The organism is Marinobacter sp., assembly GCF_034669625.1.
In the GTDB taxonomy this organism is placed as follows: domain Bacteria; phylum Pseudomonadota; class Gammaproteobacteria; order Pseudomonadales; family Oleiphilaceae; genus Marinobacter.
The window spans coordinates 105448-120632 of record NZ_JAXMOY010000002.1 but is presented as its reverse complement, the minus strand read 5'-3'; the positions used below and the strand labels follow the sequence as shown (position 1 = coordinate 120632).

The window sequence follows — 15185 nt, the reverse complement described above, 5'->3', positions numbered from 1 at the left end:
GAGGCAATCCTGGTATTCTATCCAGCCTTACCACTCTATCGATCCGATCTTGAAATGAGTCAACCTAGCGACAAAGTAAAAATCATTGATCTCTTTGCAGGCCCCGGCGGTTTGGGAGAGGGGTTCAGCAATTGCGACAATTCTCCTTTCGAAATTGCCATGTCAGTCGAGAAGGAAAAAAACGCTCACAAGACTCTGACGCTGAGGTCGTTCTATAGAAAGCTCAAAGATAAATCCCTATATGTCCGCTACGTGACGTGCACCGACGAGTCTTCGAAGAGACTCGTCATGGACGAGATCGAAAAAACGGACGAGTGGCGGGCTGCATGCGAAGAAACTCTGCAAAGGCCTCATGCGCTAGGTAACAATAAAGTTTTTGAGAAATGGAAAAACGGAGAAGTTCCGGACGAAAATGACTTCGAGGAAGAGACTCCCGAGCAACGAGAGATAAACAGGAAGATTGATGAAGTTTGCGGATCAACCGGAGAAGATCGACGCTCAAACCTGAGAAGCTGTTCACCGTTAATTGTGATTGGTGGTCCACCCTGTCAAGCGTACTCGACAATAGGTCGCGCCAGGCGCGTGGGCATAGCAAAGCATAACCAAGACCATGACGAACGCTTCTTTCTTTACAAAGAATACGCAGATGTCATTGACCTAGCGCGGCCCGACTTGTTCGTGATGGAAAATGTTTCGGGAATCGGTTCGGCAAAACTCGCTAACGGAGTCAGAGTATTTCCGGAGATCATCAAGCGATTGGAGTATCTCAAAGAAAACCCAGATCCTGAAAAGGATCAGAAGCAGTACCACATATATTCGCTCGTCACTGATAAAGATAACTTCATTGGCTCGGAAGGAAATCCGTCAGACAAGGATTTCGTTATCAATGCGGCTGACTTTGGCGTGCCCCAAGAGCGGAGGAGGGTCATTCTCCTCGGAATAAATGCGGAGCACGACAAAGACGGATCACTTCCGTTAACTATGGACTCGAAGCTAGCCCCACTCGCACCCTCTATCTCGGAAACGATAGCTTCGTTGCCCAAGATCCGGAGTTCGATCAGCACTGTGAACCGATCATCAGGCTCTGACCAAATTACTGAAGACAGTCCATCTGACAGCGACTTGGAATGGCACAAAACCAGAAACCAGTGCCTCGATGAGATTCGTGGAATTGTGTCGGGAAGGGATGCCATCGAACGAGGTATTCGGGACATCATGGAGTGGGAGCGTAGAAGCCTCAAGTTCGAAAAAGCGCGGCAAGTGAAGGCTACAAGAGACATATCCGAGCATGATCTTGTCCGTATTTTCCTTTCCAACGAGGAAGAGCACTTTATCGAGTGCCGGGAGGGCGAATACCGGCATATTTTATCAACAATCTATCCGAAAATTGCCCAGCTCCTCGATGAACTGGAAACAGGGGAGCAGCTGAGTACCGGGTGTAATTTCTATTTGAAGTCCCAATCAATCAGAGCTCTGACCGGCATAAATGAAGACTACGGAAAGCTTGAAAACTGGCTGGCCAACAAATACTTTTCCGGAGTGTTGAACCACCGGGCAAAACAGCATATGCCCCGTGATATGACCCGTTACATGTTCTCTGCACTGTGGACTGAAGCGCAAATGCTTGCTGACGCTGAACGCTCACCCCACGCGAACAAGCGTCAGACATCCACTTCGCCGACGACAAAGTTTTTCCCTGCGAACTTGGCTTCCCAGCATAAAAGTTGGTATTCCCGGAACTTCCAAGATCGCTTCAGGTGCTACCCTCGACTTCATCGAGCAAAAACTGTCACGTCCCATATGCATAAGGATGGCCATGCAAACATCCACTATGATCCTGCACAGATGAGATCACTGACAGTGAGAGAGGCCGCACGAATACAAACGTTCCCTGACGACTATTATTTTGAGGGAGGGCAAAGTGCACAGTACCTTCAAGTTGGGAATGCGGTGCCCCCATTCTTGGCAAAGCAAATAGCTGAGCACGTACTTGAAGTAATGAAGCTCAAAAAGATTATCTGAGTAAGTTCGGACACGATTTTCTGCGGTATTTGAAACTATGGACTTTGCCGACTCTCCTAGGTACTGATGAGCGGTGATTGGACTTACCCCGCTGCGCCTGAAGCTCGTGTGATCTGCTCCCCTCAGGATTTACCGGGCTAGCAGACGCTTGGTGTGTCCGCTCAAATTTTCTACTTAGCCCCAGCGCCCAAACTCATAAAGCGCACTGGTACCGAAGCTTTTTCTTTATCTCCAGATATTCGAGCCCGTCTTTCTTCATATAAATGTGTACCGCTCTATGGCAGTTTGGGCACAGCAACGCAAAATCATCTTGGCTTAGAATGTAGGCAGAAGAGTATGTTGAGATAGGCACCTTATGGTGCGCTTCTATGTATTCAACGCCATACCGCTCAGAGAAGTTTAAATCGCAAATATCGCAAACCGAGGCCGAGTTAGCTTTGAGCGCTTTGACGACCCCTTGGTTACGCTCAGCCATCAGGTGCGTCACGTACTTTCTGCCGCCCTCTTGGTACAGAACCTCTTCCTGAGGCAGAGACCTCTCTGGCGCGAAACCAGACCCGCGTTTTAGAACGACGAATTTAGTCTCGATTGCAGATACAGAAAAAGTACCCTCGAAAACTCAAGAATCACCGTTCTCTGTGAACAGCAATACGGGATATTGGTACTGAGGCTGGTTAATGAGTGCCGAATTTGCTTTTTCCGAATAAGAAACTTCACCGCCTCTCGCCTTGAATGAGTAATGGTATGCAGTCTTGCCATCATCTGCCCAACCATCCTCCTCGTATGATCCTGGCAGCGTCTTGATGATCACTCCATGACAAGCAGGTGGTTCGCCAATCCAATTTATTCCCTGCTGCGGTGTGTTGTTTATTCGTAACTCCCCACCTCCCCAGAACTTAGAGTCAGCAACCTTGGAGTACTGAATCAGGTCAAAGAGATTACGCTTCGTAACGACATTTCCTGCGGCGAGCAGAAATAAATCCTTCGGCTTCTTCAACTTGATTTGCACATCTTCTCCATAGAAGCTAATCCCGCGCTTTGCGGAAATTTTTAGCGCAACAAAAAATATTCGGACATCCGCGCATTGTCATGTATATGAAGATTGCTCTTGAGTGATTTGAAACTCAAGCTCGTGCACCTTCCATTTAATGGGTGGCTCCGGTAGATGTGTTACTTTTTCAGCCTTCTGTTGAGTTTCTTTAATTATTAAAAATAGATCTCTCAGTGTTGGCGATTTGTGATTTTTCTGAGCAAGCTTCACAGCATTGAAGAGTTGAGGCCAATTTGCAAAAGATGAACTCTCACCTGAAACAATATCCTTTAAGGCGTATGCGTAGTGCCTCGATATAATAACTTGGAAGATCCGAGGATTCTTAGACCAAGACTTGGGTAGCTGAAGAGCCTTAAAAATCGCATCAATGCCAGATTTATAAATCCATACTCTCACTGCATGCATCCAATCCCTTGCCTGACTTTTGAGGCGACCATTTCTTATGGATCTTGAATGTATTTCTGCCCCATATAGCTCTTGATGTTTAAGTTGAAAAAATACTATAGTTCCAGAGGATTTCTCCAATGCAACCAGATCAATATCAGAAAGCACTTGGCCGTTCAGTCTCATTTTCACATTTTCTAAATACTCAATATCATTGATGGCTTCGTCAATCACTCTGCGAACTGCTCTTTGAAGTGAAGCTTCTCTTGCGGCTTGATTTTTATCATAGTCTTTTGGGAAATGAAAACGTAGCGATTCAAGCAAGTAGCGAACGGGCTCTGAATGTGCTCCGAATAACGCTCGAATTGCTCCACTTTCAGAGCATTTGATAGATAGCGGATACGGACTACCAGGCGGATCAATTAGATTCAGATTTTCACGCCCATAAGTCAGCACATTAAAGATCTGATTTGCCTTATCTAACCCAATCGCCTCAAACCCTTCATATACCGAACCAAAATAATTCACTGCGTCTCGAATACTTTCAACAAATGGGCCAATATCAGCGCTTATTGTTAATATATTCTCTAGCTTTATTTCGGGGCATTTTTTTACGAGCGCTTCAGCGAAGCGTTCATGACGCATGCTATGAGAAACCAAGAATTTTAGTGCGAGCATATAGTGCTGAATTCTAATGCCACCGAACTCGATAGCATAGTGATAAGTATCATAACCCTCTTGAAGACTTAATTCATGAGACGCCAATCCAAAAAAATAATCGTCGAGTATCGGGTCGGCCCCATATCCTATATAATGATCCATGAAAGGATAGACCAATTCGCTGAGCTTTTGATTTACCTCTTTTTCTACTTCTTGCAACTTTTCGTGGTAAAGAATATCCGCAAACTTCCTCCTTGACTCTCTATTATAATGTTCCAAAATGGCTCTTTCGTAAAAATCATCGTTTTCTATTTCTTCAGGCAGAACAATTTTATACTTCGTCTGGCCAATTTTCTTTATTTCACCAACACCGCTTTCAATAGTTTGAGCTACACGCCTACCGTGTTGTATAATCCCCATCCCAGACGCTAATGACAGTACCTTCATAGTTAAGTCCGGTTTTCTGGTGGTAGTCACAACCGGAACATCAAAGCTTTCTCTACTCTCCAATACCGTTTTTATGATTCTTGAAACCCCTAATTGCAGAATATAAAGCTGTTCTCGCTGTTCATCATTAGGCTGCGCTACTTTAGAATAATTATAATGATACCAATCCAACTCATTTATTGCGCAGCGCATTAATAGGCCGAGATTATCGCTTGCCAGAGCAGGGATAAACTTTGACTCTTCCTGATTTAAATCTTCAAAGAAGGACTTTAGAATCGACATGAGTCATTCTCTCGGGATCAATCCAGAATTAGCACTAACGCCAGCCAGCGTGAACGGCACGTAATGGAGGCGAAGCCGCAATGTAGTAGGCATCGCCCGTTTCTGGCTGTGTTATGCGGAACAGCTAGAGACTTTGCTCACTCTTCAGATATTCGTTGCCACTGATGCTGATAGTACCCCTGATCACTCCTACAGCTCTCACACATCAGTGACCCGCTGTCTTCGCTTAGCTGATAAGCATCCAGAAGCTCCTCTCCCTCCAGTAATGCGTCACATTCATTGTGATGCCCTCCAGGATCAGTAACACCAGAGCAGTAGGATGACAAATATGGCTCCAAAACAGCTTTTTGTTTCGGCGATAGTGAATCGAACCCCTTGTCTACTGCCAATCGAGCCAACCCTTCCGCGAAATTTACCTCTGCGGCGTCAAAAACGCCGTTCTCCAACTGAGTTTCGAAGATCTTTTCCTCAATGCCCATGTCAACTCCTCAGATTTTGATTAATCCCAAAAAGGTAGCAGGTCACTCATTTCCTGCTAAAAGTTACTGGCTAGCAGCCTCCCGAATGCGAGAAGCTCGGCCACCTCGTGATTACGGAAAATTATTGAACATGTGATTTGCCAAAATGCGATAAAACAATAGCGTAGCTGCGCATTTACTGCACTGTCACGCCATTATTTGCAGAGGTCTAGCTGCATCGACCGGCGCTACTCAAATAATCAAGATTTTTCTCGAGCTGAAATCCTCGATTACAGATTTTGGATCTCACCTTAGGTTGGTAACTTTGGGTTTAAGCTGTCCGTCATTCGGGTAAAAAACTTATAAATTCAAATAGATAACGCTACCAGACATGACGAGATCGAATATCAGTCTCGAATTGGATTGACATGCGTTCTAAAAACTCTTCTTCCTGAAACCTTTGACCTGTGAGTTGGTCACAGGTTTTAGTCTATCCTTCAAGTAGCGTGTTTTCCGTGCTGGCTTAATTCGTGGATTCACCTGAATCCTGCGGGTCATTGTTCACTGGGTGCCGCCTATGAAAGTCAAAGAACTCGCCACAGCTGCCGATGTCACCCCCGACACCGTTCGGTTTTACACCCGGGAAGGTTTGCTGCGGCCCAGCCGTAATCCGAACAACAATTACCAGTACTACGATGCTGAGGACCTGCGTCGATTGCGGTTTGCCCGCAAGGCTCGACAGTTGGGTTTTTCGTTGCCCGAGATTCGGCAGATTCTGGGCCAAGCGGATGAGCAGCATTCTCCGTGCCCGATGGTGCGGGATGTCTTTGAGCAGCGGCTGGCTGAGGTCGAGCGGGAACTTGCGGAGTTGCAGCAATTGCGCACGCGAATGGTAGCGGCGTTATCGGCCTGGCAGGAGATGCCGGATGGGACTCCGGACGGACATACGATTTGTCGTTTGATCGAGCATTGGGACGACCCCGCGACTTCTTCAAATAAGGAGCATTGAATCATGAGCGAAGCACCTGTTTTGAAAACGGCACTGAGTATTTCCGGAGCTTCGTGTCAGGGTTGTGTGAAAAAGATTCGTAACGCTCTGGAGCCGTTAACCGGAGATCCTGTGCTGGTTGAGGTGGATCTAGACAAGCAAACGGTCGCTCTGCCTGAAAACGTCGAAGTGGCAGAGGCTGCGAAGATCGTGACGGATATCGGGTATCCGGCAGAGCCGGTGACAGCGCCCGAGGAGAAAACAGCTGGCGGTTGTGCTTCGAAGGAAAAAGACTTCGGTGATAAAGGCGCAGATCTCCCGGGGCACGAAGAACCGGCTGACGATGCTCAGGCAAAGGCACCCGCGAGTTCCGACGGTGATCAGGTGCATTTATCGGTGACGGGCGCAACCTGCGCGTCCTGTGTAAATACCATCGAGAAGGCGCTGTTGTCCGTGCCCGGCGTTTCTCAAGCGCACATGAATCTGGCTGACAATACCGCAACCGCCACCGGCGCTTCTGACACCGCCCGTCTTATTCAAGCCATTGAGAGCGCGGGTTACGGAGCCAGTGAGATCGAGGACGAAGACGCCGCCGACGATCGCAAGCAAGAGCAAGACAAAAAGCAGTACAAAGCCCTGCTGGTCAAGATGGCCATCAGTCTGGGGTTAGGTATCATCTTGATGATTTGGGGAATGGGTTTTGGCTCGATGACGGTAACGGGTGAAAACCAGATTACCTGGCTCAATCTCGGCATCCTGACGCTGGGCGTGATGATTGCGACCGGGGGCCATTTTTATGCCGGCGCCTGGAAGGCGTTCAAGCATCACAACGCCAACATGGATACCCTGATTGCGCTTGGCACAGGCACCGCCTGGTTCTATTCCATGGTGGTGGTGAGCATTCCGGAGGCGCTGCCGGAGATGGCGCGGCATGTGTATTTTGAAGCGTCGGCAATGATCATTGGTTTGATCAATCTGGGTCAGGCACTGGAGCTGCGCGCCAAGGGCAAAACCTCCGAAGCGGTGCGACGGCTGTTGGATCTGCGGGCAAAAACCGCTCGGGTGATTAGGAACGGCGACGAGCAAGACATCCCGGTGGAAGACGTTCAAAAAGGCGATCGCATTCGGGTTCGCCCCGGGGAAAAGCTGCCGGTGGACGGTGTGATTGTTGAAGGCTCGACTCGCATCGACGAGAGCATGCTCACCGGTGAACCCATGCCGGTGAACAAAACCGATGGTGATGAAGTGTCTGCCGGCACCCTGAACACCCACGGTTCGGTTATTTACGAAGCCACCCGGGTGGGCAGCGAAACCGCGCTGGCGCAGATCATCAAACTGGTGAAGAAGGCTCAAGGCTCCAAGCCTGCCATCGGCCGACTGGCCGACAAAATTTCTTCGGTGTTCGTACCCTCGGTGATGCTGATCGCCGTGGTTTCGGCGCTGATCTGGTACAACGTTGGACCGGAACCGGCGGTGGTGCACATGATGGTAGCCGCCACCACGGTACTCATTATCGCTTGCCCTTGTGCGCTGGGTCTGGCCACCCCTATGTCGGTGATGGTGGGGGTTGGCAAAGCGGCGGAATACGGTGTCCTGATTCGCCAGGGCGATGCCCTGCAAACCGCCGGCAAGATTGATCTGGTGATTCTCGATAAAACCGGCACGATCACCGAAGGCCATCCGGCGGTGACCCGGGTTCACCCACTCGACAACAACGAGGACAAACTGCTGGCGCTCGCCGCGGGGCTGGAGCAGCACTCCGAGCACCCCCTGGCGGAAGCGATTGTCGCCAAGGCCAGGCACGAAGGCATTGCCCCTGACTCGGTAACCGGTTTCGAGGCCCTGAACGGCAAGGGGGTTCAGGGACAAGCTAATGGCCAGACCCTGCGCTTGGGCAACCGCCGCTGGCTGGAAGCCGAAGGATTGTCGGTTGACAACCTGTCCGACGCCGCGAAAGGCATTACCGATGAGGCCGGCACCCCACTCTATCTGGCACTCGGCACTGAGTTGCTCGGGGTGATCGGAGTGGCTGATGCCATCAAAGCCGATTCCAAGGCAGCCATTGAGCGCCTGCATGGAGCCGGCATTAAAGTCATGATGGTGACCGGTGACATCGAAGCCACCGCCCGGGCTATCTCGGGTTCTGCCGGTATTGACGATTTTCGCGCCGAGGTGCTGCCGGAAGACAAAGCCGATGTGGTCAATGAAATGCGCGATCAGGGCTATACCGTCGCCATGGTCGGTGACGGCATCAACGACGCGCCGGCGTTGGCGGCTTCCGATGTCGGCTTTGCCATTGGCACCGGCACCGATGTCGCCATCGAAAGCGCCTCAATCACCCTCATGCGCGGTTCGCTTCACGGTGTGCCTGATGCCATCGAAATCTCTCAGGCCACGGTCACCAACATTCGGCAGAACCTGTTCGGCGCTTTTGTCTACAACACCTTGGGTATCCCCGTCGCAGCAGGCCTGCTGTATCCGGTCTGGGGCGTTCTGATGAGCCCGATCCTGGCCGGCGCCGCCATGTCATTGTCGTCGGTCACCGTCGTGTCCAACGCTAACCGCCTGCGTTTCTTTAAAACCAGCCAACAACCCGAACAACACAAGGAATCGAACTGATGGCAACTTTTCTGGTCAATATCGGCGGAGTCACACTGATGGCCGCCATTGTGTGGTGGTTCTGGCTGTCCGGTTCGAACAAAAATTCTACAGACGACCAACATCAGCACTGAGGTAACCACTATGAAAAAACACTCTCTGGCCTTCAGCTTGATGGCTGCTCTGGGGTTCTCCACCACGGCTCTCGCCGGCGGCTCAGCTCCTGGCATTCACGTGTACAAATCCCCGACCTGTGGCTGCTGCGGCGATTGGATAGACCATCTGAAAGAAAACGGTTTTGATGTAACCGCTACCAACAGCAACGATATGGGCAGAATCAAAGCCGAAGCAGGCCTGATCCCGGGTTTAGGCAGCTGCCACACCGCAACCGTGAACGGCTACGTCATCGAAGGCCATGTGCCGGCTGATGACATCAAGCGCTTGCTCAGCGAAGCGCCCAAGGCCACCGGCCTGAGCGTACCGGGAATGCCGGTGGGCTCTCCGGGCATGGAAATGGGTGATCGAAAGGATCACTACAAGGTGATTCTGTTTAATGAGCAGGGCCAAACCCGGGTGTTTTCGGAACATCAGTGACCCCATCAATACGGTGCCGAGGTTCGGAAGTCCCGGCACAAACTGCCTATTTTTTCTACACTCAGGCAGCCTAGTGTTCTATGATTGAGGTTCACGCAGACAGACCAATAACAGGGACACGTTTTTGAGCCTCAAAACTCGGTTTCTAGGCATCGTAACGCTGCTGATCGTAATCGCGGCAACGGCATCTTGGTTGGCCTATCAACACTTATCTTCAAGCATTGTCGAGCGCTGGGGCAAACAAGTCGCCGAAATTCAGGTTCGCTACGACAGTGCTCGTCTTCTGCAATCTTTAGAACGGGAAATCGGCCTCGCCCGTCAAATGGCACAATCCTCAGCGATTGTCCGATGGGCAAAAAATCCCGAAGATGACCAAGCGAAAAAAATAGCCCTCAAACAATTGGAAAGCTTCAGGAATAACTTCCGGGGTAAGAGCTATTTTGCTGCACTCAGAAACAACGAACATTATTACTTCAACAACGCAGAAAACGAATATGCGGATAACCCGTTTCGTTATGTGCTCGATCCCAACAAACCCGATGACTCCTGGTTTTATCAGCTGATTGACGAGGGGCGAGACTTCCATATCAACATCAATCCGGATCAAGAGCTTGGTGTGACCATGCTCTGGATCGATGTGCTGATGCGCGATGAAAACAGCAATATCCTCGGCATGGTCGGTACCGGTCTGAATCTGGACAACTTTCTGGAAAACATCGTCGACCTGAACCAAGAGGGCATCACCACGCTGTTTGTGGATTACAGCGGCGCCATTCAGCTCTACCGAGACCGCAACTACATCGACTTTGCCAGCATCGTCAAACCCGAAGGCCAAAAAAATACCATCGATTTGCTGTTTGAAGCCTCCCAGGACAAGCAAAAGATTCTGGGCATGCTACAGATGCTCAAAAAACGCACACATGAAGATCGCCCGATTGAGAGTGGCTTCGTCACAATTGATGGAAAAAGGCACCTGGCTGGCGTCGCGTTTCTACCAGCCATCGGCTGGTTCGAGGTTACCCTGCTGGACTTAGATACACTTATCCCAACCAGTTTCCTCTGGCCGCTGATTGCTGTTTTTCTAGCCAGTCTGCTTATTACTTTGCTGGTTTTTCACCAAATTATTCAATCGCGCATCCTGAAGCCAGTGATGAGCTTGGAGCAAGGTGTTCAACGCTTAAAAGATGGCCGTTTCGATCTGCCGTACCTGTCTAAACCAGATAACGAGATCGGTCGGCTGGTCGATCATTTCGAAAAAATGACAACGGCCCTGCGGGACACCACCCACGATCTCGAAAGCAAGGTTATCCAACGCACAGAAGAGTTACACAAACTCGCACGTATCGATGCGCTCACAGGCTTGAAGAATCGCCGAGGCCTGGACGAGGCCATCAACTCCTCTATCCACAAATCCCGGCGTGAAGGCAAAGGCTTAGGTCTTATCTGGCTGGATATTGACCACTTCAAAACCATCAATGACACCGAGGGCCATCAAGCGGGGGACGAAGTCCTGCAGAATGTTGCTCGCTGGCTGGAAACCTCAGTACGCCCCTATGATCACCTCGGTCGCTGGGGCGGAGACGAATTTGTCGTCGTGCTGTCGCCATGCGATGAAGAGATACTGGAACAGATATCCCACCGCATACGAGCCTGTATTGAGCAGGAAAGTACTTACACCGGCATCCCGGTTACAGTGAGCGTGGGCGGCTATTTCTGCCAACCAGACGATAGTATGGACACCATCCTGCGCAATGCCGACAGTGCCCTGTATATCGCCAAGAATGAAGGTCGAAACCGGGTCTACATCCAGACCGGTATTGACGAAGAGATCCAGACCTCCCGACAAATCTGACTCACACTGGCAGAACCGTTATACTTCGCAGCATCATCCATTTTAAGCCCAGGTTACTTCTTCATGCTCAATGCCGACGCTCTCAATCAGTTGCGCCAGCTGAAAACCGATATCAAAGACAACAAGGTGGTTTTCCCCGGAACCGTTAAGTCCACCAACGGGCGTTTTGGGTTCGTAGCCCTCGATGAAGGCCGGGACGTATTCCTCCCGCCCGAGGAGATGCAGAAAGTACTCCCGGGCGATCGCGTGAACGTTGTTGAGCAGGAAGCCGACAAAGGCAAAACCCAAGGCGTTATCGACGAGCTTCTGGAAACCAACCTGACCACCTTTGTAGGCCGTTATCTGGTCAAAGGTAAAGGCCATTTTGTGGCACCGGAAACCCCGGGCATCAATCGCTGGATTTTCGTTCCGCCGAAAGAGCGCATGGGCGCTGAACCTGACGATTTTGTGTATTGCCAGATCCACCGCCACCCGATCAAGGACGGCAAAGGTCAGGCAAAGATCTTGCGCATTATCGGTAAAACTGGCGAACCGGGTATTGAACGCGCCTTCACCCTTGCCAACTTCGATCTGGCCGACGCTTGGCCCGAAGACGTGCAACAACAAGCCGACAAGCTGACGGAAGAGAGCATCACCGCTGTTACAGACAGCCGGGAAGATCGGACCGCCGAGCCTTACGTCACCATCGATAGCCCGGGCACTCAGGACATGGACGACGCCCTCAAGGCAACGCCAAACGCCACTGGCTGGACCCTGTCGATTGCCATCGCTGATCCCACAGCTTTGATCGAGCCAGACAGCCCAGCCGAGCAAGAAGCCTTTAAGCGGGCAACTGCGATCTACTTCCCCGGCGAGCCCCTGCCCATGCTGCCCGACAGCATCAGTACGCGCTTATGTTCACTGATGCCCGATGTGCCGCGACTGGTTGTGGTGTGCGACCTACAAGTCAACAACGATGGTAGCTTAGGCGATTACAGCTTCCATCAAGCCGTCATCCGCTCCAAAGGCAAACTCAGTTATGAACTGGTTGCCCACCTGATCGAAGGCCGGGAAGACGACGAGATCAACGCCCTTCCGGACGATGTTAGCAACAGCTTGGATCAACTCCACCAGGTAGCCACGGCCCTTCGCAAATGGCGCGCTGAACACGCACTGCTCAGCAGCGACCGCCCTGAGTTCCGTCTGCGACTGGATGAAAATCGTCGTATTCGCCTGATCGAGCCGTCGGTTCAGAACGAAGCCCACCGTTTGGTGGAAGAATGTATGGTCGCCGCCAACCGCTGTGCCGCCGACTTCCTGAGCCAGCAGAGCAAGGGCCTGTTCATCCAGCACCCGGGGCTGCGAGACGACCGTGCCGACAACATTCGTAAACTGCTGGAAGGCTATGCTCCGCAGATGGCGGATCTCGATGCCGGTACCGCAGATGGCTTCAAAGCGTTGATGAAACAATGCGAGCAACTGGAAGCGGAAGTCCCGGTGAAATCGATCTTGTCCCGACAGCTTGCTCGCGCTGAACTCAGCGCAGAGCCTGCGCCGCATCAGGGTATGGGGCTGACCGCCTACACCACGTTCACCTCGCCGCTGCGTAAGTTCTCCGATTACTACGTGCACCGGCTGATCAAAGCAGCGCTTTGGGATGCCCCCATCAAAGCGTTGAATAACACACAGCTGGAAACCCTGCAGACGACTCAGTTCAAGGCACGCCAAGCCGCCAACTCGCTGGAAACTTGGCTGAAGGCGGACTTTGCCAAGACGCTAACGGATGAACCGATGGAAGGCACCATCAGCCGCACCGTACCTCCCGGCTTCTTCGTACGCTTGGACTGCAACGGCCTGGAGGGCTTTGTCAGCTGCCGGGATCTGGAAGGAAAGTTCGGGTTTGACCCGATTACCCTGCGGTTAATTCACAACAAAAACGGTCGTATTTTCCAGCTCGAGCAACGGGTAAGCGTCAGTTTTGTGGGCGTGGACGACGAGCGAAGACAGATCAATTTCAAGCTGGTAAGTGCGAACGACGTGCCGACTGCCACTTCATCAACATGACCACACACCAGGCACGCTAACATAAAGTTACGAAACGAATCATTTAGACACAAAGTAAGCCCCTGTAGAAAAAGGGGCTTACTTTTAATAACTTACTCAACTAAATTAAAGCTCTACCCCCCCCCAATTCTGCCTAACAACATGCACTTGGCATCTTCGGCCTAACACCTTCATTAAAAGTTGGTTATAAAATCATCCTATTCATAATGGTTGGCCACGCTCTTTGGCTTCAATCTCTTAAATAGGATTTCAAGGATGACATCTCGTCCCGTTCATACCTCGTCCATGGCATCACGAACTTTCCTTCAGCGTGCCGGCAGGGCACTAATCGGTTTGAGCTTGATCGTTCTGCTCGCCGGTTGTCAGACCTTCAGTTTTGACCCCGACAGCGTTCAGGCTTCCACTCCAACAGCCCATGGGAACGCCCTGATTCCGTTTCATCTTATGGGAGATGATGAGCCGGACTGGCTAATCCCACCGGACAATGCAGCACCGTTAGTCACCATTACACGACAGAACAAGCTGGCCGAATATGACTTCAACGGGCTCAGTTTTTTATTTTACTTGGTCACGTTGACCTTAGTGCCCGCATACGAAGAACACACCTACATCGATAGCTATGAACTCAATTGGAAAGGCATGTCTTTAGTTAAAAGCGACATCGAGTACACCATAGATGGGTACTTTTCGGTTTACTTTCCGACCCCATTATTTTTAGGCAGCCTAAGTTCAGGCCCGGAATACCAAAAACAAATTGCCCAAGACTATTTATACGACTTTCATAAAAGCCACTTGCTGACGGCCATCGATCAGCAACGGGAGGAATTCGAGCGAATCGACCCTCAAACTCGGGAGGAACTAGCAGACTATTTGTTTGGACCGGGGCAAAGCTCGGTCTACCGCCCGTCGGCGCTCACACGTCTTGCGCAACTGGCTCCAAAAGACGAAGGGCTGGCGTACCACACCGAGCAGGCCTCTATACCAGGCTACATCGAGGTTCTTCCTGAATCAGAGCAGGCTTGGCTAATAGGCCCGGAAGGCCTGAAAGGTTTTGAGCTCAAGGCCAAACTGAATCAAGGCGCCGGCGCCGACGAATTGTTGGTTCAGGTGCTGAATGCCTATCCGGAGGACGAATACGCAATACCCGTTGTGGTAAACGGCCAGATAACCGATATCCGGGAATTCCCCTCCGGTTATTACAACGGCCTGACGGACAATCATCGCGAGATACTCAAAGCAGGTGGCCTGCCTGCTGGCTTGGTGGACCGTATGACTAATGAGGCGCCTGATCCACAACTGCTGGCTGCCGCCCGAAGTGGAAAACTCCGCGATGCCAACGGGAACATTCGCATTCCGACCGAAGACGAGCTGCTTGAACAGTTAGTGCGCCATGACAACCAGGGCCAATACATGAGCCCGTACACCAGTGACGACGTGCTCGCTGAGTGGGTCAATTCCGCCATCAACGCGAACATCGGCGCCACCGCGGGCACCGGCGTTGGCGCCGTCGCCGGCGCTTACCTGGGTGAGAAAGCGCTTGAGCAGATTCCGTTTGTGGGCGGCTTTTTGGGCGGCGCTGTTGGCGCAGAGATCGGCAAAAACGTAGGCCGCCAAACAGCCATCAGCGCATCAGGCGGCTGGGAAGCCATTCGCGCTTCCTCCGACCGCAGTTTTGATGACATTGCATCCATGGCGCGATATTTGAAAGCTAAATATGGCACAACGGAAAACTTCGCAGATGCCATGAACGCCACGCGACAAATCTACCCCGAACTGGCCGAAGTCCTCGCGCAAGTCCGCTAACAT

11 protein-coding genes are annotated in these 15185 nt (G+C 51.3%); 7 read left to right on the top strand and 4 right to left on the bottom strand.

The window, feature by feature from the left end:
• Positions 1–54 precede the first annotated feature (54 nt).
• Positions 55–2022: a DNA (cytosine-5-)-methyltransferase gene (gene dcm, locus VOI14_RS02560; RefSeq protein WP_323750464.1), complete on the top strand. Its 1968-nt coding sequence runs from the start codon at positions 55–57 to the stop codon at positions 2020–2022.
• Between the two features lie 193 nt (positions 2023–2215).
• Here dcm and VOI14_RS02555 read toward each other — a convergent pair whose 3' ends face one another.
• From VOI14_RS02555 to VOI14_RS02540, 4 genes are all read right to left on the bottom strand, one after another.
• Positions 2216–2497 carry an HNH endonuclease gene (locus VOI14_RS02555; RefSeq protein WP_323750463.1) on the bottom strand — a complete coding sequence of 94 codons (282 nt, stop codon included), beginning with the start codon at positions 2495–2497 and terminating at the stop codon, positions 2216–2218.
• A gap of 144 nt (positions 2498–2641) precedes the next feature.
• Complete coding sequence (locus tag VOI14_RS02550; protein ID WP_323750462.1) at positions 2642–3031, bottom strand: hypothetical protein; 390 nt, start codon at positions 3029–3031, stop codon at positions 2642–2644.
• 78 nt (positions 3032–3109) lie between these two features.
• Complete coding sequence (locus VOI14_RS02545; protein ID WP_323750461.1) at positions 3110–4846, bottom strand: hypothetical protein; 1737 nt, start codon at positions 4844–4846, stop codon at positions 3110–3112.
• Positions 4847–4983: 137 nt separating this feature from the next.
• Positions 4984–5325, bottom strand: coding sequence for a hypothetical protein (locus VOI14_RS02540; protein WP_323750460.1), 342 nt, complete (start codon positions 5323–5325; stop codon positions 4984–4986).
• 556 nt (positions 5326–5881) lie between these two features.
• On the opposite strand from VOI14_RS02540, the gene VOI14_RS02535 reads away from it, so the two are divergent.
• The 6 genes from VOI14_RS02535 to VOI14_RS02510 all read left to right on the top strand — a co-directional run bounded on the left by VOI14_RS02535 (position 5882) and on the right by VOI14_RS02510 (position 15182).
• Positions 5882–6313, top strand: a complete 432-nt coding sequence (locus VOI14_RS02535) for a MerR family transcriptional regulator (RefSeq protein WP_323750459.1) — start codon at positions 5882–5884, stop codon at positions 6311–6313.
• Between the two features lie 3 nt (positions 6314–6316).
• Positions 6317–8911 carry a heavy metal translocating P-type ATPase gene (locus tag VOI14_RS02530; RefSeq protein ID WP_323750458.1) on the top strand — a complete coding sequence of 865 codons (2595 nt, stop codon included), beginning with the start codon at positions 6317–6319 and terminating at the stop codon, positions 8909–8911.
• Between the two features lie 123 nt (positions 8912–9034).
• Complete coding sequence (locus VOI14_RS02525) at positions 9035–9484, top strand: DUF411 domain-containing protein (RefSeq protein ID WP_323750457.1); 450 nt, start codon at positions 9035–9037, stop codon at positions 9482–9484.
• A gap of 124 nt (positions 9485–9608) precedes the next feature.
• The gene (locus tag VOI14_RS02520; RefSeq protein ID WP_323750456.1) at positions 9609–11336 is read left to right on the top strand and encodes a diguanylate cyclase; all 1728 of its coding nucleotides are present in this window, start codon (positions 9609–9611) and stop codon (positions 11334–11336) included.
• A gap of 63 nt (positions 11337–11399) precedes the next feature.
• Complete coding sequence (locus tag VOI14_RS02515; RefSeq protein WP_323750455.1) at positions 11400–13379, top strand: VacB/RNase II family 3'-5' exoribonuclease; 1980 nt, start codon at positions 11400–11402, stop codon at positions 13377–13379.
• Between the two features lie 255 nt (positions 13380–13634).
• On the top strand, positions 13635–15182 hold the full coding sequence (locus tag VOI14_RS02510; protein WP_323750454.1) for a carboxyl-terminal protease-like protein: 1548 nt from the start codon (positions 13635–13637) through the stop codon (positions 15180–15182).
• Positions 15183–15185 lie beyond the last annotated feature (3 nt).